Genomic DNA, 18,100 nt, shown 5'->3' with positions numbered 1-18,100 from the left:
ATGAGCGAGGGCACGCTCTACGACAAGGTCTGGGACGAACACACGGTCACGACACTCCCGACGGGGCAGACCCAGCTGTTCGTCGGCCTCCACCTCATCCACGAGGTGACGAGCCCGCAGGCCTTCGGGATGCTGCGCGAGCGCGACATCGACGTCGCCTATCCCGAGCTGACGCACGCCACCGTCGACCACATCGTCCCGACGGACGACCGCTCGCGGCCGTTCAAGAATGACGCCGCGGAGCGGATGATGGAGGAACTCGAGGACAACGTCCGGGAGGCCGGCATCGAGTTCTCCGACCCGACGACGGGCGACCAGGGGATTGTCCACGTCATCGGACCGGAGCAGGGCCTCACGACCCCCGGCAAGACGATCGTCTGTGGCGACAGCCACACCTCGACGCACGGCGCGTTCGGCGCCATCGCGTTCGGTATCGGCACCTCGCAGATTCGCGACGTCCTCGCGACGCAGTGTATCGCGATGGAGAAGCAGAAGGTCCGGCGCATCGAGGTCGAGGGCGAACTCGGCCCCGGCGTCGAGGCGAAGGACATCATCCTCGAGATCATCCGCCGGCTCGGCACCGACGGCGGCGTCGGCTACGTCTACGAGTACGGCGGCGAGGCCATCGAGGACCTCGGGATGGAGGGCCGGATGAGCATCTGCAACATGTCCATTGAGGGCGGTGCTCGCGCCGGCTACGTCAACCCCGACGAGACCACCTACGAGTGGCTCGCGGAGACCGACGAGTACGCGGACGACCCCGAGAAGTTCGAGCGCCACAAGGAGTACTGGGAGTCCATCAAGACCGACGAGGACGCGGAGTACGACGATGTCGTCACCATCGACGCCTCCGAGCTCGAACCGGTCGTCACGTGGGGTACCACGCCCGGTCAGGGCATCGGCATCACCGACCCGATTCCGGATCCCGAGGAGATGGAGTCCGGGGACGCGGACGTCGCGCGACGCGCACAGGAGCACATGCGCGTCGAACCTGGCGAGACGATGGAGGGCTACGACATCGACGTCGCCTTCCTCGGCTCCTGTACGAACGCCCGCCTGCCCGACCTGCGCGCCGCCGCGAGGATCGTCGAGGGCCGCGAGGTCGCCGACGACGTGCGCGCGTTCGTCGTCCCCGGCAGCCAGCGCGTGAAGGCCGCCGCGGAGGAAGAGGGCCTCGACGAGATATTCACGGAGGCCGGCTTCGACTGGCGCGACGCCGGCTGTTCGATGTGTCTTGGGATGAACGACGACCAGCTGGAGGGCGACGAGGCGTGTGCGTCCTCCTCGAACCGGAACTTCATCGGCCGGCAGGGCTCGAAGGACGGCCGCACCGTCCTGATGAACCCGCGGATGGTCGCCGCCGCCGCCGTCACCGGGGAAGTGACTGACGTGCGCGACCTGAAGGAGGTGAGCCTCGCATGAGTGACTTGGAAGACGGACCTGCCGACACCGTTGAGGAAGTGACCGGGACCGGTATTCCCGTGCGCGGGAACGACATCGACACCGACCAGATCATCCCCGCGCGCTTCATGAAGGTCGTCACCTTCGACGGCCTCGGCGAGTACGCGTTCTTCGACCAGCGCTTCGACGACGAGGACAACCAGAAGGACCACCCCTTCAACGAGGAGCGCTTCCAGGACGCGAACGTCCTCGTGGTGAACTCGAACTTCGGCTGTGGCTCCTCGCGCGAGCACGCCCCGCAGGCGCTGATGCGCTGGGGCATCGACGCCATCATCGGCGAGTCGTTCGCCGAGATTTTCGCCGGCAACTGCCTCGCGCTCGGCATCCCGACGCTGACCGCCGACCACGAGTCCATCAACGCACTCCAGCAGTGGGTGGACGACCACCCCGACGAGGAACTCCACGTCGACGTCGTGCGCGAGGTCGTCGAGTACGACGACACCGAGCTGAGCGTGAACGTCGACAAGGCCCAGCACAAAGCCCTCGTGGAGGGCGTCTGGGACACGACGGCGCTGATGGAGGCCAACGCCGACGCGACTCGGCAGGTCGCGGAGTCCCTCCCGTACATCGAGTCCGAATCGCTCCCCCAGACCCAGGCCGATGACTGAGGAAATCGTCGTCATCCCCGGCGACGGCATCGGCCAGGAGGTCGTCCCGGCGGCCGTCGACGTGCTGGAGGCGACCGGCGTCGACTTCGAGTTCGTCGAGGCCGAGGCGGGCGACCACGTCGCCGAATCGGGCGACGACCCGCTCCCCGCGGAGACGCGCGAACTCGTCGAGGACGCGGACGCGACGCTCTTCGGCGCGGCGGGCGAGACCGCGGCGGACGTCATCCTGCCACTCCGGGACGCCGTCGACTCCTTCGTGAACGTCCGGCCCGCCCGGACCTACCCCGGCGTCGACGCCGTCAAGCCCGAGACGGACATCGTCTTCCTCCGCGAGAACACGGAGGGCGTCTACGCGGGCCACGAGGCCCGACTCACCGACGACGTCGCGACGCTGACCCGCGTCGTCTCGAAGGAGGCCAGCGAGCGCCTCGCCGAGTACGCCGTCGACTACGCCCCCGAGGGCTTCACCGTCGCGCACAAGGCGAACGTGATGCGCGAGACGGACGGCCTCTTCCGCGACACGGTCGTCGACGTCGCAGAGGAGCACGGCGTGGAGACGGAGACCGCGCTGATGGACGCCATCGCGATGCATCTCTGTCTGCGCCCCGAGGAGTACGACGTCATCGTCTGCCCGAACCTCGCGGGCGACGTGCTCTCGGACCTCGCCGCCGGCCTCGTGGGTGGCCTCGGCCTCCTGCCGTCGGCGAACATCGGCGAGGAGCGCGCGCTCTTCGAGCCTGTCCACGGTACCGCGCCGGACATCGCCGGGCAGGGCGTCGCGAACCCCTGTGCGACCGTCCTCTCCGCGGCGATGCTCCTCGACTACCTCGGCTACGAGGACGAAGGTGACGCGGTGCGCGACGCCGTCGAGGACGGCCTCGCACACGGCCCGCGCACGCCGGACCTCGGCGGCGACGCCGGCACCGAGGACGTGACGAGCGACATCATCGACCGGCTCTAAGGCCGTTTCATTCTCCCGCTTTCGAGCGCCATCCAGCGGTGCCGCTGGCGGAGGTCGAAACAGGACGGTGAGTGACTGACGGCCGACGCGTCAGAGGATTTCCGCACCGCTCCCGACCGAGGAGCGGTACGCGCGCGCGTCCACGCCGGCGTCCTCGAAGGCGTCGACCATCGCGGACGCGACGGCGCGCTGACGGGCGGGATAGCAAGCGGCGATAATCGCCGGGCCGGCGCCGCTGACTGTCACGCCCGTCGCGCCCGCGTCCTTCGCGGCCGCGCAGACGTCGTCGTAGCCGTCGATGAGCTCCGCGCGTGCGGGCGTGACGACGCGCTCGTCCATCCCGCGTCCGACGAGCGTCGGGTCGTCGCGCTGCATTCCTGCCGTCAAAGTCGCGGCGCTCCCGACGGTGTGGACGATGTCGTCCATGCTCGCGGAGTCGGGGACGACACCGCGCGCGTCGCGCGTCGAGACGGCGATGTCAGGGAGGCAGGCGACGAGTGGAACGTCAGCGTCGATGCTGACGACCCCATCGTCCCGAACGACCGTGAAGCCGCCGAGAATCGAGGGCGCGACGTTGTCAGCGTGCGCCTCGCCCGAGACGGCGGCCTCGCCCTCGGCGGCGACGCGGACGAGCTCCTCGCCGCTGAGGTCACGTTCGTAGAGCGCGTCGAGCGCGACGGCGGTGGCGGCGGCGGACGCCGCGCTGGAGCCGAGCCCCGAGGACGGACGCACGCCCTTGTCGATGACGATGCGCGCGGGCGCGTCGAGCTCCTCGGCGACGACCCCCGCGGTGTTCTTCCGGGGGTCCTCGGGGATGTACTGCGCGCCGGCGCCCGAGACCTCGATACTGGTCTCGTCGGCCCGTTCGACGCTGACGACGTCGGCGGGCCGGTCGAGCGCGACGCCGAACACGTCGAACCCGCTTCCGAGGTTCGCGCTCGTCGCGGGGGCACGGACCGTAAGCATGCGCGCTCGTACCGTACCGTGGGGGAAAAGAGTAGCGAACACGCGGCGTCGACCCGAACGCCACCGACCGTAACGCTAACCGGGACTGGGGACGCACTCTCGGCCATGATAGGTATCGTCGGCGGCGGTATCGCGGGGCTGGCGGCGGCCCGGCGACTCCAGCGCGCCGGTCACGAGGTCACGGTGTTCGAGGCGTCCGACTCGGTCGGCGGGTTGGCGGCGACGTACGAGACGGCCGGGGACAGGCTCGAGAAGTTCTATCACCACCTCTCGGGCTCCGAGGAGACCATCGTCGAGCTCATCGAGGAGCTCGGTCTCAAGGACGACCTGGAGTGGCCCATCGGCAAGAACGCCTACTACATCGACGGGACGGTCCACCCGATGGACAAGCCGTGGGAGATTCTCGCCTTCCCCTACTGGAGCCTCTACGACACCTTCCGGCTGGGGATGCTCGTCCTCGACATCGACGTCCGGGGCGGGATTCCGAAGTTCGACTCCTACGAGGACTTGCGGGACTACGAGGACGTCCCCGTCAAGGAGTTCTGCGTCGAGCACACCACCGAGAACGTCTACGAGACGTTCTTCGAGCCGCTCCTCGAGGCGAAGTTCGGCGAGCGCGCGGAGGACGTCTCGGCGGCGTGGCTCCTCGGGCGCATCAAGTTCCGCGGGGAGCGCGACCTCCTGAAGGGCGAGCCCCTCGGCTACCTGCGAGGTGGGTTCGGCCGGTTGCTCGACGAACTCCTCGCCGACGTCGGGAGCGACACTGTGGAGACGAACACGCGCGTGACGAACGTCGGCTACACCGAGGACGGCGTCGAGACGCTCACCACCGAGGACGCGAGCGGCGAGGTGGAGACCCACGACGTCGATGCCGTCGTCGTCGCGACGATGCCGAACGTCCTCGAGGAACTCACGGGCTACGAGTGTGACATCGAGTTCCAGGGGACGGTCTGCTCGGTGGTCTCGATGGAGGAGTCGCTGACCGACACCTACTGGCTGAACGTCGCGGACGACGCGCCCTTCGGCGCGCTCATCGAGCACACGAACTTCATCCACCAGTCGAACTACGGCGGCGAGCACCTCCTCTACGTCCCGAAGTACATCCAGAGCCCCGAGGACCCCGTCTGGCAGATGGACGACGACGAGGTCGCGGAGACGTGGCTGGACGGCATCGCGGACCTCTTCCCCGACTTCGACCGCTCGCAGGTGAACTGGGTGAAGACCGCGCGCAACCCCCGAACCGCGCCCATCTACGAGCGGGGGTACCTCGACATGGTGGTGCCCTACGACCTCGGCGAGGACGTCGCGGAGGGCGTCTACTACGCGGGGATGGCGAGCGAGGCCCAGTATCCCGAGCGCTCGCTGAACGGCGGCATCGTCGCGGGCTACGAGGTCGCGGACCGCATCGCGGAAAAACACTGAGATGGTCGAGGAACTGGTCGCGGGCTGCTGGTGGCTCGACCTCGGCGGGACGAACGCCTACCTCGTGGAGGACGGCAACGACCTCGTGCTGGTCGACGCGGGACTGCCGTGGCACGCCGACGACGTTCGTGCGGGCGTCGCGGAAGCGGGCTACGCGCTGGCGGACGTCGACCGCATCCTCCTGACGCACTACGACCTCGACCACGTCGGCGGCCTCGGTTGGCTTGACCTCGACGCGCCCGTCTACGCGGGCGCGCGGGACGCCGACTTCTTGACCGGCCGGCGCACGCCACCGCTTGCCAATCGGAAGGGTCTCTTCCAGCGCGTCACCGGCCTGTTCGCGCCGACGCTCGCTGACGTCGAGTACGTCGCTGACGGCGACGAAATCGGGAGTTTCACGGCGTACGCGACGCCCGGGCACACGCCCGGTCACGTCGCCTACGTCTCCCGGGACAGGGGTATCGCGTTCCTCGGCGACCTCGTCCGCGAGACTGACGGGCGACTCGAACCGTCGCCGTGGGCGTTGAGCTACGACACCGACGACGTCCGTGAGAGCATCGACTACCTCGTTCGTGACGGACGCGCGTTCGACGTGGCCTGTATGGGCCACGGGACGCCGCTCGTCACCGGCGGCAAACGGGCGCTCCGGGACGCGCTCGACTAATCAGGGCGCGCCGGGTGCGTCGCGAACGCTCACGTTGTCGGGTTCCTCGTCGCCGCCGCGTTTCGTCTCGCCGCCCTCGTCCTCGACGTAGACGTCGTCGGCGAATCCGCCCTCGGCGTGCGGGAAGTCGCTCGTCTCCAGGCGCTCGGGCGTTTCGGGTGCTTCCGGCAGGCCGCCTTCCGGCGCGAACTCGCCGAGCGGGTCGTCGGACGTGATACCGTGGCGCTCGAAGAACTCACGGTGGCGTTCGTAGTGGGCCGCGACTTCCTCGGGCGGGAACTCCATCATCTCCGCCCAGCCGTGGTTGTGGAAGTCGAAGGTGCCGACGATGTGCGTCATCTCGCGCGCCGTCGCCTCATCGAATCCCTCCTGGAGGGCGACGAGGTACATCTCGATGGCGGCGTCGAAGAACGCCTCCAGATGGGGTTCGCGTTCCTCGCGGTGGTCGGGGTCCGCCCACCCCGCGAAGATAGAGACGTGGAGGTCGACGAGCTTGTCGTGAACGACGTCGCCGACGACCGGAAGTTCCAGCGCCTTCTTGCTGGCGAAGTGCCGGACGTTCTGGCGCAGTTTCATGTGTGCTGATTCGGCTGCGAGATACAAAGACCTACTCGTGTCGGGGGATTTGTGCCACACTCCGGTAACGCGTGCCGGGAGCGTGGACGGATAGCAATCCACTTTAACCCGGAACGCACAGTGCCAGTATGAGCGAGTCGTTCGTGATAATCGGCGACGGGGTCGCGGGCAGTTCCGCAGCGGAGACACTCCGCGAGCGCGCCCCTGAGGCCGACGTCACCGTCGTCACAGACGAGGGCGAAGCCCTGTACAACCGCATCCTGATCAAGGAGTTCGCGAAGGGGAAGCTCCCCGAAGCGCCGATTTCCATCCACGACGAGTCGTGGTACGAGGAGCGCGACATCGACCTCCGACTCAACACGCTCGTCACGGGCGTCGACACGGACGCACACGTCGTCCACACGCACGACGGCGAGGACCTCGAGTACGACAAGCTCCTCGTCGCGACCGGCGGGACGCCGACCCAGCTGCCCGTCGAGAACTCCGACGCGGACGGCATCCACCACTTCTGGACGTTCGAGGACGCCCGTCGTATCCGCGAGGACGCCGAGGACGCCGACACCGGCGCCATCGTCGGCGCGGGGCTGCTCGGCATCGACCTCGCCGCCATCTGCGCCGCGCAGGGCATCGAGGCGAAATACCTGATGCGCGGGAACCGCTGGTGGCGCTACGCCCTCAGCGAGGACGGCGCCGAAATCATCCACGACGCCCTCGCCGAGAAGGGCGTCGAACCCGTCTTCGAGTCCGGCGCGTCGCGCTTCGAGACGGACGACGACGGGAACGTCGTCGCCACCATCGGCGGGGACGGCGAGCGCTACGAGTCCGACTTCGTCGGCGTCGCCATCGGCCTGAACTTCAACGTCGAGTTCCTCCAGGACACCGGCGTCGAGATGGACGACGGCATCGTCGTCGACGAGTACATGCGCACGAACGTCGAGGACGTCTTCGCCGCCGGCGACATCACCCGCTTCTACGACACCATCCGGGACACGCGCGCGCAGAACGGTTCGTGGGGCTCCGCGAAACAGCAGGGCTCGGTCGCGGGCCACGCGATGGTCGCCGACGACGTCGAGGAGGAAGTCGACGAGTTCCGCTGGGTGTCCTCCTACTCCATCACCCACTTCGACTTCCCGTTCCTCTCCTTCGGGTTCCCGACCGACGGCGACGAGCACGTCGAGCGCCGCTACTCCGAGACCGAGTGGCGCCGCCTCGCCTTCGAGGACGGCAAGCTCATCGGCGGCGTCCTCATCGGCAACCTCGCGCCGCAGTCGAAGTACAAGCAGCTCATCCGCGGTGAGGCGGAGGTCGCCGACCAGTCCGACGTCCTCCTGCAGGAGAACTTCGAGCTCGACGAGCTCGACGTTGACCTCTAAACGTCCGAGAGAACGGCGGAAATCGCCGGTACTTCGGCTTCACGCCGCTTTTCGCTCCTGAACACCCCTTTTTGTTGGCGGGTCCCATAGGCTGGACACCTATGCGTACGACACTCGTTGCCGAACCAGTCAGCGACGTGGGTGCGGACGCCCGCGTTCGTGACTACGACGAACTCGACGCCGGCGACGCGACGGGTTCCACGCGGCCCTCGAGGAGCGACGCGGCCGGCCGAGCACGCTCCAGGACGGGGACGTCGTGAAGTACACCGGCTACTACCGCGTGCGCGTGGAAAACTAAGTAGCGGTTTCTTCGTCACCGTCGCTCCGGGTGAGGTAGTTGACGGCGACGCCGAGTGCGACAAAGAGGAGTTCGAGGACGAGCCCGCCAGTTCGTGTCCACTCGGGAAGTTCGAGCCCGAGGACGGGGTCGCCGCTGGCGCTCGCGACGCAGAAGGAGAGCATCGCGAGCGTGAACAGCGTGCTCGTCGCGCGCTCGCGGGCGTCGAAGGAGTCGTCGACCCAGATGTAGGCGGCGAACGCCACCATCAGGACGGAGCCGGTGGCGGCGGTCACGAACAGCAGCGGCCACTCCATACGCTGAGTGCATCGGGCGACACGTAAGGCGTTGTGGCTTCGTGTCGCCCCGACCGAAGCCGTTTTCCACGCGAACGGCCCACCTGTAGGTATGAGCATGAGCGGCGGGAGCACGGACATGACGCTCGCCTTCGAGTTGTCCGCGCTCAAGCGACTCGCGAAGCCCGGGACGGCGTTCGCGGACGCCCGACAGTGGACGGAGTACGTCGGCGTCGTGAGCGACGAACCGACCTACGTCGTGACGAACTTCACGCGCAAGCGCCGCATCCGGCAGGACTTCTTCTCCGGCCCGAAGAGCAAGCGCGAGAGCCTCCAGAACGTGAAGGAGCAGTTCGACACGGAGCGCCATGTCCTCGTCGGCGACAGCGAGGAGGACGAGGAGCTCGCCGGCGAGACCGGCTGGGAGTACCTCGCAGTCGAGGACGCGGCGGAGGCCGCGGGCTGGGAACTCGGTGAGGACGCCGAGGACCCGATGGAGGCCCGCGAACCGGAGCGCGACGACTGGCCCTGACGATGGCCGGCCCGCGCGTCCCCGACGCCGGTGGGAACGACGACGAGTCGAACGCACCCGACGACGGCACGGTCACGCTCCCCTGCGGTGAGACGCTCCACCGTGGCGAGTTCGACCTCGGGATGCGCGAGTACGAGTGTGCGTGTGGCGAGCGCCACGCCGTCGTGATGGACATGCACCCGCCCTCCCGGTTCGTCCCGGAGGACGTCGTCGAGGTATTGCGCGCGAGCGTGTCGCCGAGCGACGACGACGCCTTCGAGGAGTTCGGCACGCCACACCTGATGGGGAGCGTCATGGAGGAGTTCCCCGACGAGGTGGTCGCCGTGGACGCGGGCGAGGACGGCACCGTCGGCTACGCGCTCCTCTGGGTGACGAGCTTCGACGCCCGGACGCTCCACGAGCACGTCGTCGAACTCGTCGTCGAGCTGATGGAGCACGCGGTGAGTCACACGCGCGACGACGGCGCGCAGGGCGCCTTCGAGGAGCAGATGCTCGACTTCGACGTCGAGGCGTTCGTCGACACCTACCGCGAGGAGCGAGACTGGGAACGTGGGGCTGAACGATAGGGAGGGCCCACGAAACGACGAGTGGTGGAGTGAACGGAATTCTCGCCCGAAACCGGAACGCGCCGCGTTCCGGTGACGGCGACGCCGCGAGTGGCGACGAGTACGACACGCCGGTCTGAGGCAGCGCGGGAGTTACCGCCTCGGACATCCTTTTCCGCGCGCGAATCTACCATCGGACGAATGAGTGGCGACGCCGACGCGGGGTACGACGCGCGCGCGAAGGAGGTCCTCGGGTTCTCGCGGTGGTGGCTCGTCGTCGCGGCGGCGGGAATGATGGCCGTCGTCGGCCCCTACCAGTACGTCTGGTCGAGTCTCCGCTCGCCGGTGGCGCGCCACCTCGGCATCGAGGCGGCGGCGCTCTCGACGGTGTTCACGCTGTTCGTCGTCGTGCAGGCTGGCTCACAGTTCCCGGTGGGGTGGTGGCGCGACCGCCACGGCGCGCGCGGCCTCTGCGTACTCGCGGCGGTGCTCGCGGGCGGCGGCTACGTCGCGCTCGCGTACGCGACTACTGTGTGGCAGGTTTATCTCGCCTACTCGCTGGGCGCGTTCGGCGTCGGCATCGTCTACACCGTCGCGGTGAACACGGCACTGAAATGGTTCCCGGACCGACGCGGCCTCACCGCCGGCATCGGGACGATGGCGTTCGCGGCGGGGCCGGCGGCGCTCGTGCCGTACGTTCGGGCGAACACCGGCTCGGCGCTCGCCGGCGACACCTACGTCGCCGTCCTGCGGAACATCGGGATACTCATCTTCCTCGTCGTGCTCGCCGGCGCGGTCGTCATCCGCGACCCGCCGGAGCGCTGGTTCCGCGAGCGAGCGGGGACGACGGACGGCGACGGGGGCGACGCGGAGACGGACGATGACGGCGATTCGTCGGCGTCCGGCGGCCCGAAGCAGTACACGTGGCGCGAGATGCTGCGGACGTGGCAGTTCTGGCTGCTGTACGCGATGTTCGTCGCCGTCTCCGGGTCGGGGCTGATGTTGACGGAGAAGGTCGTCGACTACGCCGTCTACCACGACCTCGCGCCGGTCGTCGCGACGCTCGCGGCGACGCTCCTCCCGCTGTCGAGCGCGGTGGGCCGGCTCGTCCTCGGGGAGGCCGCGGACCGCTTCGACCCGCTGCGGACGATGACGGGGTCCTTCCTCCTCTGTGGTCTCGGCCTCTTCGCCGTCGTCTACTTCGGGGTGCAGGGAATGCCGGCGGTGTTCGTCGCGGCCGTCGTCGTCGCGACGTTCTTCTGGAGCCCGAAGTACACGCTGTTCCCGACGCTGGTCGCGGACTACTACGGCGCGAAGCACTCCTCGGCGAACTACGCGCTGCTCTACTCGGGGAAGATGTGGGGCGGCGTCCTCGGCGGGACGGTGACGGGCCTGCTCGTCTCGTCGCTCGGCTGGGACCGGACGTTCCTCCTCGGCGGCGCGCTCGCGGTGGTCGCCGGCGTCGCCGCACTCGCCGTCCGCCCGCCAGCGGCGACGAACTGACCGCTCGCCGGTGTGTTACGATTTTCGTAATCCGACTACGAGATTTGCACTCTTTCGTTTCGTTTATTACGATGTACGCATTCCACTGATGTACACATGAGTGACGACCGGACCGTCCTCCTCATCGGGAGCGGCCCGATACAGATCGGCCAGGCGGCAGAGTTCGACTACTCCGGCGCGCAGGCGTGTCGCGCCCTCCAAGAGGAGGGTGCCCGAGTCGTCCTCGTCAACTCCAACCCCGCCACCATCATGACGGACCCCGAGATGGCGGACGAGGTCTACATCGAACCAATCACCACCGAAGCCATCGCGGAGGTCATCGCGAAGGAAGAGCCCGACGGCGTCATCGCCGGTCTCGGCGGGCAGACCGGCCTGAACGTCACCGCGGAACTCGCCGAGGAAGGCGTCCTCGACGAGTACGACGTCGAAATCATGGGAACGCCCCTCGATACGATTTACGCCACCGAGGACCGCGACCTCTTCCGCCAGCGCATGGAGAACCTCGGCCAGCCGGTGCCGCGCTCGACCACCATCTCGCTCGACGAGGGCGAATCCGTCCAGACGCTCAACGACGACGACATCGCCGAGCGCGTCGAGGACGCCGTCGACGAGGTCGGCGGCCTCCCCGTCATCTCCCGGACGACCTACACGCTCGGGGGGTCGGGCTCCGGCGTCGTCGAGGAGATGGACGAGTTGAAGTCCCGCGTCCGCAAGGGCCTGCGCCTCTCGCGCAACAGCGAGGTCCTCATCACCGAGTCCATCTCCGGGTGGGTCGAACTTGAGTACGAGGTCATGCGCGACGCCGGCGACTCCACGGTCATCATCTGCAACATGGAGAACATCGACCCGATGGGCATCCACACCGGGGAGTCCACGGTCGTCACGCCCTCGCAGGTCATCCCGGACGAGGGCCATCAGGAGATGCGCGACGCCGCGCTCGAAGTCATCCGCGACCTCGGCATCGAGGGCGGGTGTAACATCCAGTTCGCGTGGCACGACGACGGCACGCCCGGCGGCGAATACCGCGTCGTCGAGGTGAACCCGCGCGTCTCCCGCTCCTCCGCGCTCGCCTCCAAGGCGACCGGCTACCCCATCGCGCGCGTCACCGCGAAGGTCGCGCTCGGCAAGCGCCTCCACGAGATTACGAACGAGATTACGGGCGAGACGACGGCGGCCTTCGAGCCCGCCATCGACTACGTCGTCACGAAGGTGCCGCGCTGGCCCAAGGACAAGTTCGACGACGTCGACTTCACGCTCGGCACCGCGATGAAGTCGACGGGCGAGGCGATGGCCATCGGCCGCACCTTCGAGGAGTCGCTCCTGAAGGCGCTTCGCTCCAGCGAGTACGAACCCGACGTCGACTGGGCGAGTCTCAGCGACGCCGAACTCGAGGAGACCTACCTCGAGCGCCCGAGTCCCGACCGCCCCTACGGCCTCTTCGAGGCCTTCGACCGGGGCTACTCCGTCGAGGAAATCGTCGAGCTGACCGGCATCGAGGAGTGGTACGTCGAGCGCTTCGCGCGGGTCGCCGAGGCCGCCGACGGCGCGAAGCACGGCGAGTTCACGGACGCCGCCATCGAGGGCTTCACGAACCACGAAATCACGGCGCTCGCCGGCGGCGAGTTCGCGGACACCCACGAGTCGTGGCTACCGGCGGACGTCGACCACGGCCCCGAGGAGGACGAACCGACCGCGCGCCCCGACGGCGCGGGCGTCACCATCGACGACGTCGAGGCAGACGTCCCCGGCCGCACCTACAAGCAGGTCGACACCTGCGCGGGCGAGTTCGAGGCGCAGACGCCGTACTACTACTCCTCGCGCAAGCCCGAGTGGTTCAGCGGCCCCTTCGAGGGTGAGGCCGCGGGCGGCGAACTCCGTGTTGATCACGACACCGACTCCGTCGTCGTCGTCGGCGGCGGCCCCATCCGCATCGGGCAGGGCGTCGAGTTCGACTACTGCTCCGTCCACGCCGTGCGCGCGCTCCGCGAGGAGGGCGTCGAGGCCCACGTCGTCAACAACAACCCCGAAACCGTCTCCACGGACTACGACACGTCCGACGGCCTCTTCTTCGAGCCCATCACGGCCGAGGAGGTCGCCGACGTCGTCGAGGCGACGGGCGCCGACGGCGTGATGGTCCAGTTCGGCGGCCAGACGTCCGTGAACGTCGCGGACGAACTCGAGGCCGAAATCGACCGTCGCGGCCTCGACGCGGACATCCTCGGCACGAGCGTCGAGGCGATGGACCTCGCGGAGGACCGCGACCGCTTCAACGTCCTGATGGACGACCTCGGTATCAGCCAGCCGTCGGGCGGCACGGCGACGAGCGAGGCGGAAGCCCTCGAACTCGCCCACGACATCGGCTACCCGGTGCTCGTCCGGCCGTCCTACGTCCTCGGCGGGCGCGCAATGGAAGTCGTCCATGACGACGACGAACTGAAGGAGTACATCGAGGAGGCCGTTCGCGTCGCCCCCGACAAGCCCATCCTCGTCGACGAGTTCCTCGCCGACGCGGTGGAACTCGACGTTGACGCCGTCGCTGACGGCGAGGACGTCCTCATCGGCGGCGTGATGGAGCACGTCGAGGCCGCCGGCGTCCACTCCGGTGACTCCGCGTGCGTCATCCCGCCGCGCAGCCTCGATGAGGAGACGCTCGGCCGCGTTCGGGACGTCGTTGAGGACATCGCGCGCGCCCTCGAAACCGTCGGCCTCCTGAACGTCCAGCTCGCCGTGAAGGACGGCGAGGTCTACGTGCTGGAGGCGAACCCGCGCTCCTCGCGGACCGTCCCGTTCGTCTCGAAGGCGACGGGCGTCCCCATCGCGAAGCTCGCGGCGAAGGTCATGACCGGCCAGTCCATCGCCGACCTTGGCGTCGAGGAGGGCATCCCCGAGGAGTACAGCGTGAAGGAGGTCGTCCTGCCGTTCGACCGCCTCGAGGGTGCCGACCCGCGTCTCGGTCCCGAGATGAAGTCCACGGGCGAGGTCATGGGCACCGCGCGCTCCTTCGGGAAGGCCTACGAGAAGGCCCAGTCCGCCGCCGGCAACGAACTCCCCGAAGACGGCGTCGCCGTCGTCGACTTCGACCTCGAGGGCTTCGAGGAGTACTACGACGTCGAGGCGTTCGACGACGTCCCGGAGGCCATCCGCACCGACGAAATCGACCTCTACGTCGGCGACGACGTCGAAGCGCTCCGGACCGCCGTCGAGGAGGACTTCCCCTACATCTCGACGGTCGCAAGCGCGAAGGCGAGCCTCGAGGCGCTCTCGCATCGCGAGGACCCGCTCGACGTCGAGTCCGTGAGCTCACGCCCCATCACGAACGCGAAGTGGGGCGCGCGCGACGAGTAACCGCGACTCGCACGTCGCACGCAGACCGCGCGCTGACCGCGCTCTAGTTTTTCTCTCCCGTTCTCTTGCCGCCGAGCCTCGCGTCCGTCGTTCGTCAGGGCGTGGTGAGGAAGAGGACGAGGCCGCCGACGGCGACGAACCCGCCGAGGGCGTACCACGGTTCGCGCTGGAGGATCCGCTGGCCGTGCGAGAGCCGGCCGCCGAGGTCGACGCCGAGCGCGAGGCCGACGAACCCCGCGGCGAGTGCGACGCTGACGCCGTCGAATCCGCGGAACGCGACGTAGGCGGCGATTGCGCCGACGAGCACGCCGAGGAGCGTCGCGTGGAGCTCCGTGTACGTCAGGTGGTTTCCCGTCCCGAAGGCGCGATTCCCACTCGTGTCGCTGTCGTCGCTCACGCGTGTACCCTTGACGGGCGGCGGCAAAAACCTGTACCCGGGCCACATCGCTTAGTAGTCGGCCTCCCGATGTGCAGGGACGACGATGTCACTCCCACTCTGGGCGACGCACGTGACTGCGGCGCTCAACCTCCTCACGCTCGTCGCGTCCACCGTCGCGTGCACGTTCGCGACCATCGCGGCCCTCGGCTTCCGCGGCACCGAGTGGGGTCGCGCGCTCGCACCGCTTCCCGTCGTCTTCGCGGCGATGACGGCGTCGACAGCCATCGGGTTCCACCCGGCGACGTCGCGTGAGGGCGGGCCGATAACGCTCGGCCTCTGGGCACTCGCCGTCGCCGCCATCGCGCTCTCCGGGTGGCGTTTCGCGACGCTGATGACCGGACGGCGGGTGATGCGATGAGTTTCCACACGGCGCTTCCCGGGAGCGTGTGGCTGCTCGAAGTCGTGGTGCTCGTCCTCGTCTGCCTGCTGTTCGTCTATCCGGTGGTCGCCTACTCGCAGAACGTCCTCTACCGACGGGGCGTCCTCCTGCTCGTCGCGGCGCTCGTCCTCCTCGCCGTCGGGTCAGTCGCCGAACTCCTCGTGGACGCTCACTACGCTGGCCCGCTGGTCGCCGTGTTCGCCTACGTCGCCTACGCGGCGAGCGGCGTGGTGAGCGTCGCCGCGACGTGGCGCTTCGCGCGCGAGTTCGTGACCTTCGAGCGGGCGAGCGGCGTGGACGTCGAGACGGAGGAGTTCGTCGGGGGGTTCGAGGATGAACACTGAGCACGAGTCGCCGCTGGCGTCGCTTGAACCCGGCAGCGTCGTCCTCTACGAACACCCGAGCGGCGAGCGCGTCGTCGAATCGCTCCCGCGCGACGCCTTCGATAACCTCCTCGTGTTGACAACACGAGGCGACCTCGCGCGCCTCGAACGGACCGTGACGTCGCACGGCGGGACGCCCGGCCGTGTCGGCGTCGTCCCCATCACCGGCGCGACGGTTGACTACACGGGCCCGCTCTGGATCACCAAGCAGGTCGCGCCGAGCGACCTCACCGGTATCAGCATTCGCTTCTCGGAGGCGTTCCGACACGTCGAACCCGGCGCGGGTTGGGTGGTCGTCGACAACCTCGGCGTCCTCGCGATGTACGTCGAGGAGGAGCGACTCTACCGCCTCGTGGACTCCATCGCCAGCGCCGTCCGCAAGCGCGACGCGCGCTGCGTGCTCGCGACGACGACCGGCGTACTGGGCGAGCGGTCGCTCGCACGACTCCGCGACACCGCCGACGAGAAAATAACGCGATAGGGCTGTCAGTCCGCCGTGATCGTCGTCTTCGAGTCGGCGAGTTCGAGCACGTCGTCGAAGAAGTCGAGCGTGTCGTGCGGGCCGGGGTTCGCCTCGGGGTGGTACTGGCGCGTGAGGACGCCGTACTCCTCGCTGTCGAGGCCTTCGGGCGTGTCGTCGTTGACGTTCACCTGCGTGACCGTGAGGTCGCCGGGTTCGCCGACCGTGTAGCCGTGGTTCTGCGTCGTCATGACGACGCGGCCGGAGTCGTGGTCGAGGACCGGCTGGTTGACGCCCCGATGGCCGAAGTCCATCTTCTCCGTGGTGCCGCCGAACGCGCGGGCGACGACCTGCTGGCCGAGGCAGATGCCGGCGATGGGGAGCTCGCCCTTGAAGTGGTCGACGAGCGCTTCGGCGGCCTCGAAGTTCGCGGGGTCGCCGGGGCCGTTGGAGATGAAGAGGACGTCCGGGTCGAGGGCCTCGACGTCCTCGGCGGAGACGTCGTGGGGAAGGACGTGGATGTCCGCGCCGCGCGCGGCGAGCGAGTCGATGATGGAGCCCTTCGCGCCACAGTCGACGAGGGCGACGCGCGGGCCGGAGCCCTCGTAGTGGACGGGTTCGTCGACGCTGACGCGCTCGCCGATGTCCGTGATGTCGCTCATGTGCGGGCAGTCGTCGAGTTGGGCTTTCGCCTCCTCCGGAGAGGCGTCGGGGCCGGCGGAGACGCCGACCTTCATCGCGCCCCGGTCGCGGATGTCCGTCACGAGGTCGCGCGTGTCGACGTGGTCGACGGCGGGGACGCCCTCGGACTCGAGCCACTCGGCGACGTCGTCGGTCATCTCGCGGGCGACGACGGCGTGCGGGTGCACGCGCTCGGACTCGAAGCGTTCGCTTCGGACGCCGTAGTTCCCGATGAGCGGGTAGGCGAAGGTGAGTACCTGCGCTTCGTAGGAAGGGTCAGTGAGACTCTCCTCGTAGCCCGTGTACGCGGTTGTGAACACGAGTTCGCCCTGGGCGGCTCCCGGGGCGCGTGCGCGCGCTTCGACTACGTCCCCCGTTTCGAGGGCGAGGTAGGCGTCCGACATTACGAGAAACGAACGAACGGCCGTAACATAAGGCTTGCTTTCGTAGCATCGCTACGAATTTCGTAACTCCTTTCGTCGCCCCTCCCTAGACGTGAATATGGACGACCTCGACCGCCAGATTCTGGACGTCCTGCGACGGGACGCCAGGACGCCCTACACCGAAATCGGCGACGAACTCGGCGTCAGCGAGGGCACTATCCGGAACCGCGTCGAGCGCCTACAGGAGGAAGGGGTCATCGAGCGCTTCACCATCTCCACCAGCACCGGCAACGTCAAGGCCATGATCGAGGTGGACGTCGCCGTCGACGTCGACACGCACGCCGTCGGCGACGAAATCGCTGAGTGGCCCGAGGTCGACTTCGTCTGGCAGGTTTCCGGCGAACTCGACATCGTCGTCGTCGTCGATGCCAAGGACACCACGCGTGTCAACGAACTCATCACCAAGACCCGCGAACTCGACGACGTCACTACGACGAAGACCCGCCTGATCCTCGACGAGACCCTCTAGACGACCTTTTGCTGCGCTCGGCGCGCTCCGCGCGCCGTCGCTGGCAAAAGCTCGGCCAAAAGCCCTGCGCACCCCCCACGGGGGTGCTTGCGCCTCGCCTCCGGCGAGTGAACCGGCGGCCGTCACGCGAGCGAACGTCGTGAGCGAATGTGACTCAGCGAGAACGGAGTTCTCGCGAGATACCGGGTCCTGACGGACCGCTCGGTCGCCGGACGCTAGCCAGCGCAGAACGGTCGATAGAGCCAATTCACTTTTCTCCCTCTTCGGATACTATGCTGTCAACAGATGCCAAGACTTGTTCTGGAGACGGAGATTTC

20 protein-coding genes are annotated in these 18,100 nt (G+C 68.2%); 15 read left to right on the top strand and 5 right to left on the bottom strand.

The genetic code is table 11. The features are described 5' to 3' along the window. The 3 genes from leuC to ACQUS8_RS08030 are packed head-to-tail and all read left to right on the top strand — an operon-like array spanning position 1 to position 3,030. Positions 1-1,422 carry a 3-isopropylmalate dehydratase large subunit gene (leuC, locus tag ACQUS8_RS08040; RefSeq protein WP_435099307.1) on the top strand — a complete coding sequence of 474 codons (1,422 nt, stop codon included), beginning with the start codon at positions 1-3 and terminating at the stop codon, positions 1,420-1,422. Further along, positions 1,419-2,069 (top strand): 3-isopropylmalate dehydratase small subunit, encoded by a 651-nt coding sequence (leuD, locus tag ACQUS8_RS08035; RefSeq protein ID WP_435099305.1) that lies wholly within the window; start codon positions 1,419-1,421, stop codon positions 2,067-2,069. Before leuC ends, leuD begins: the two co-directional genes overlap by 4 nt. Then, positions 2,062-3,030, top strand: a complete 969-nt coding sequence (locus ACQUS8_RS08030) for an isocitrate/isopropylmalate dehydrogenase family protein (RefSeq protein ID WP_435099303.1) — start codon at positions 2,062-2,064, stop codon at positions 3,028-3,030. The genes leuD and ACQUS8_RS08030 overlap by 8 nt, the downstream gene beginning before the upstream one ends. A gap of 90 nt (positions 3,031-3,120) precedes the next feature. Here the strand turns inward: ACQUS8_RS08030 and ACQUS8_RS08025 are convergent, their stop codons facing one another. Then, positions 3,121-3,996: a homoserine kinase gene (locus ACQUS8_RS08025; protein WP_435099301.1), complete on the bottom strand. Its 876-nt coding sequence runs from the start codon at positions 3,994-3,996 to the stop codon at positions 3,121-3,123. Between the two features lie 105 nt (positions 3,997-4,101). On the opposite strand from ACQUS8_RS08025, the gene ACQUS8_RS08020 reads away from it, so the two are divergent. Both ACQUS8_RS08020 and ACQUS8_RS08015 read left to right on the top strand, forming a co-directional pair. Beyond that, on the top strand, positions 4,102-5,418 hold the full coding sequence (locus ACQUS8_RS08020) for an NAD(P)/FAD-dependent oxidoreductase (RefSeq protein ID WP_435099299.1): 1,317 nt from the start codon (positions 4,102-4,104) through the stop codon (positions 5,416-5,418). Between the two features lies 1 nt (position 5,419). Continuing rightward, the gene (locus tag ACQUS8_RS08015) at positions 5,420-6,082 is read left to right on the top strand and encodes an MBL fold metallo-hydrolase (protein ID WP_435099297.1); all 663 of its coding nucleotides are present in this window, start codon (positions 5,420-5,422) and stop codon (positions 6,080-6,082) included. Here ACQUS8_RS08015 and ACQUS8_RS08010 read toward each other — a convergent pair whose 3' ends face one another. Continuing rightward, a complete protein-coding gene (locus ACQUS8_RS08010; RefSeq protein ID WP_435099295.1) occupies positions 6,083-6,658 on the bottom strand; it encodes a DUF6149 family protein in 576 nt (191 codons plus the stop codon). Between the two features lie 128 nt (positions 6,659-6,786). Between ACQUS8_RS08010 and ACQUS8_RS08005 the strand changes: the two genes are divergently transcribed. Together ACQUS8_RS08005 and ACQUS8_RS08000 are read left to right on the top strand one after the other, a co-directional pair. Beyond that, positions 6,787-8,031 (top strand): NAD(P)/FAD-dependent oxidoreductase, encoded by a 1,245-nt coding sequence (locus tag ACQUS8_RS08005; protein ID WP_435099293.1) that lies wholly within the window; start codon positions 6,787-6,789, stop codon positions 8,029-8,031. A gap of 101 nt (positions 8,032-8,132) precedes the next feature. After that, complete coding sequence (locus ACQUS8_RS08000; RefSeq protein ID WP_435099291.1) at positions 8,133-8,291, top strand: hypothetical protein; 159 nt, start codon at positions 8,133-8,135, stop codon at positions 8,289-8,291. A 34-nt stretch (positions 8,292-8,325) separates the two neighbouring features. Here the strand turns inward: ACQUS8_RS08000 and ACQUS8_RS07995 are convergent, their stop codons facing one another. Continuing rightward, positions 8,326-8,625, bottom strand: coding sequence for a hypothetical protein (locus ACQUS8_RS07995; protein ID WP_435099289.1), 300 nt, complete (start codon positions 8,623-8,625; stop codon positions 8,326-8,328). Positions 8,626-8,716: 91 nt separating this feature from the next. Here ACQUS8_RS07995 and ACQUS8_RS07990 point away from each other — a divergent pair, with 91 nt between their 5' ends. From ACQUS8_RS07990 to carB, 4 genes are all read left to right on the top strand, one after another. After that, complete coding sequence (locus tag ACQUS8_RS07990; protein ID WP_435099288.1) at positions 8,717-9,136, top strand: DUF7124 domain-containing protein; 420 nt, start codon at positions 8,717-8,719, stop codon at positions 9,134-9,136. A gap of 2 nt (positions 9,137-9,138) precedes the next feature. Next, entirely contained in the window at positions 9,139-9,702 is a 564-nt protein-coding gene (locus tag ACQUS8_RS07985) for a DUF5815 family protein (RefSeq protein ID WP_435099286.1), read from the top strand. A gap of 180 nt (positions 9,703-9,882) precedes the next feature. Next, entirely contained in the window at positions 9,883-11,184 is a 1,302-nt protein-coding gene (locus ACQUS8_RS07980) for an OFA family MFS transporter (protein ID WP_435099284.1), read from the top strand. Between the two features lie 96 nt (positions 11,185-11,280). Further along, a complete protein-coding gene (carB, locus tag ACQUS8_RS07975; RefSeq protein WP_435099283.1) occupies positions 11,281-14,529 on the top strand; it encodes a carbamoyl-phosphate synthase large subunit in 3,249 nt (1,082 codons plus the stop codon). Between the two features lie 94 nt (positions 14,530-14,623). Here carB and ACQUS8_RS07970 read toward each other — a convergent pair whose 3' ends face one another. Next, positions 14,624-14,926: a hypothetical protein gene (locus ACQUS8_RS07970; RefSeq protein ID WP_435099281.1), complete on the bottom strand. Its 303-nt coding sequence runs from the start codon at positions 14,924-14,926 to the stop codon at positions 14,624-14,626. A gap of 85 nt (positions 14,927-15,011) precedes the next feature. On the opposite strand from ACQUS8_RS07970, the gene ACQUS8_RS07965 reads away from it, so the two are divergent. The 3 genes from ACQUS8_RS07965 to ACQUS8_RS07955 are packed head-to-tail and all read left to right on the top strand — an operon-like array spanning position 15,012 to position 16,211. Continuing rightward, positions 15,012-15,326, top strand: coding sequence for a hypothetical protein (locus ACQUS8_RS07965; protein WP_435099279.1), 315 nt, complete (start codon positions 15,012-15,014; stop codon positions 15,324-15,326). Next, positions 15,323-15,691 carry a hypothetical protein gene (locus tag ACQUS8_RS07960; protein ID WP_435099277.1) on the top strand — a complete coding sequence of 123 codons (369 nt, stop codon included), beginning with the start codon at positions 15,323-15,325 and terminating at the stop codon, positions 15,689-15,691. Before ACQUS8_RS07965 ends, ACQUS8_RS07960 begins: the two co-directional genes overlap by 4 nt. Beyond that, positions 15,681-16,211 (top strand): DUF7504 family protein, encoded by a 531-nt coding sequence (locus ACQUS8_RS07955; protein ID WP_435099275.1) that lies wholly within the window; start codon positions 15,681-15,683, stop codon positions 16,209-16,211. The genes ACQUS8_RS07960 and ACQUS8_RS07955 overlap by 11 nt, the downstream gene beginning before the upstream one ends. A 5-nt stretch (positions 16,212-16,216) precedes the next feature. On the opposite strand, the gene carA is transcribed toward ACQUS8_RS07955, so the two are convergent. Beyond that, positions 16,217-17,275 (bottom strand): glutamine-hydrolyzing carbamoyl-phosphate synthase small subunit, encoded by a 1,059-nt coding sequence (gene carA / locus ACQUS8_RS07950; RefSeq protein ID WP_435099273.1) that lies wholly within the window; start codon positions 17,273-17,275, stop codon positions 16,217-16,219. A 97-nt stretch (positions 17,276-17,372) separates the two neighbouring features. On the opposite strand from carA, the gene ACQUS8_RS07945 reads away from it, so the two are divergent. Then, a complete protein-coding gene (locus tag ACQUS8_RS07945) occupies positions 17,373-17,783 on the top strand; it encodes an Lrp/AsnC family transcriptional regulator (RefSeq protein ID WP_435099271.1) in 411 nt (136 codons plus the stop codon). Positions 17,784-18,100: the final 317 nt, after the last annotated feature.

It is taken from the genome of Halarchaeum sp. P4 (genome assembly GCF_051195175.1).
GTDB lineage: Archaea > Halobacteriota > Halobacteria > Halobacteriales > Halobacteriaceae > Halarchaeum.
This window is presented reverse-complemented; position numbering and strand designations above follow the sequence as displayed.

What these genes read in the sequence shown, in the direction of transcription:
- leuC (WP_435099307.1), top strand. Translation starts at nt 1, where the DNA reads ATGAGCGAGGGCACGCTCTACGACAAGGTCTGGGACGAACACACGGTC.
- leuD (WP_435099305.1), top strand. Translation starts at nt 1,419, where the DNA reads ATGAGTGACTTGGAAGACGGACCTGCCGACACCGTTGAGGAAGTGACC.
- ACQUS8_RS08030 (WP_435099303.1), top strand. Translation starts at nt 2,062, where the DNA reads ATGACTGAGGAAATCGTCGTCATCCCCGGCGACGGCATCGGCCAGGAG.
- ACQUS8_RS08025 (WP_435099301.1), bottom strand. Translation starts at nt 3,996, where the DNA reads ATGCTTACGGTCCGTGCCCCCGCGACGAGCGCGAACCTCGGAAGCGGG.
- ACQUS8_RS08020 (WP_435099299.1), top strand. Translation starts at nt 4,102, where the DNA reads ATGATAGGTATCGTCGGCGGCGGTATCGCGGGGCTGGCGGCGGCCCGG.
- ACQUS8_RS08015 (WP_435099297.1), top strand. Translation starts at nt 5,420, where the DNA reads ATGGTCGAGGAACTGGTCGCGGGCTGCTGGTGGCTCGACCTCGGCGGG.
- ACQUS8_RS08010 (WP_435099295.1), bottom strand. Translation starts at nt 6,658, where the DNA reads ATGAAACTGCGCCAGAACGTCCGGCACTTCGCCAGCAAGAAGGCGCTG.
- ACQUS8_RS08005 (WP_435099293.1), top strand. Translation starts at nt 6,787, where the DNA reads ATGAGCGAGTCGTTCGTGATAATCGGCGACGGGGTCGCGGGCAGTTCC.
- ACQUS8_RS08000 (WP_435099291.1), top strand. Translation starts at nt 8,133, where the DNA reads ATGCGTACGACACTCGTTGCCGAACCAGTCAGCGACGTGGGTGCGGAC.
- ACQUS8_RS07995 (WP_435099289.1), bottom strand. Translation starts at nt 8,625, where the DNA reads ATGGAGTGGCCGCTGCTGTTCGTGACCGCCGCCACCGGCTCCGTCCTG.
- ACQUS8_RS07990 (WP_435099288.1), top strand. Translation starts at nt 8,717, where the DNA reads ATGAGCATGAGCGGCGGGAGCACGGACATGACGCTCGCCTTCGAGTTG.
- ACQUS8_RS07985 (WP_435099286.1), top strand. Translation starts at nt 9,139, where the DNA reads ATGGCCGGCCCGCGCGTCCCCGACGCCGGTGGGAACGACGACGAGTCG.
- ACQUS8_RS07980 (WP_435099284.1), top strand. Translation starts at nt 9,883, where the DNA reads ATGAGTGGCGACGCCGACGCGGGGTACGACGCGCGCGCGAAGGAGGTC.
- carB (WP_435099283.1), top strand. Translation starts at nt 11,281, where the DNA reads ATGAGTGACGACCGGACCGTCCTCCTCATCGGGAGCGGCCCGATACAG.
- ACQUS8_RS07965 (WP_435099279.1), top strand. Translation starts at nt 15,012, where the DNA reads ATGTCACTCCCACTCTGGGCGACGCACGTGACTGCGGCGCTCAACCTC.
- ACQUS8_RS07960 (WP_435099277.1), top strand. Translation starts at nt 15,323, where the DNA reads ATGAGTTTCCACACGGCGCTTCCCGGGAGCGTGTGGCTGCTCGAAGTC.
- ACQUS8_RS07955 (WP_435099275.1), top strand. Translation starts at nt 15,681, where the DNA reads ATGAACACTGAGCACGAGTCGCCGCTGGCGTCGCTTGAACCCGGCAGC.
- carA (WP_435099273.1), bottom strand. Translation starts at nt 17,275, where the DNA reads ATGTCGGACGCCTACCTCGCCCTCGAAACGGGGGACGTAGTCGAAGCG.
- ACQUS8_RS07945 (WP_435099271.1), top strand. Translation starts at nt 17,373, where the DNA reads ATGGACGACCTCGACCGCCAGATTCTGGACGTCCTGCGACGGGACGCC.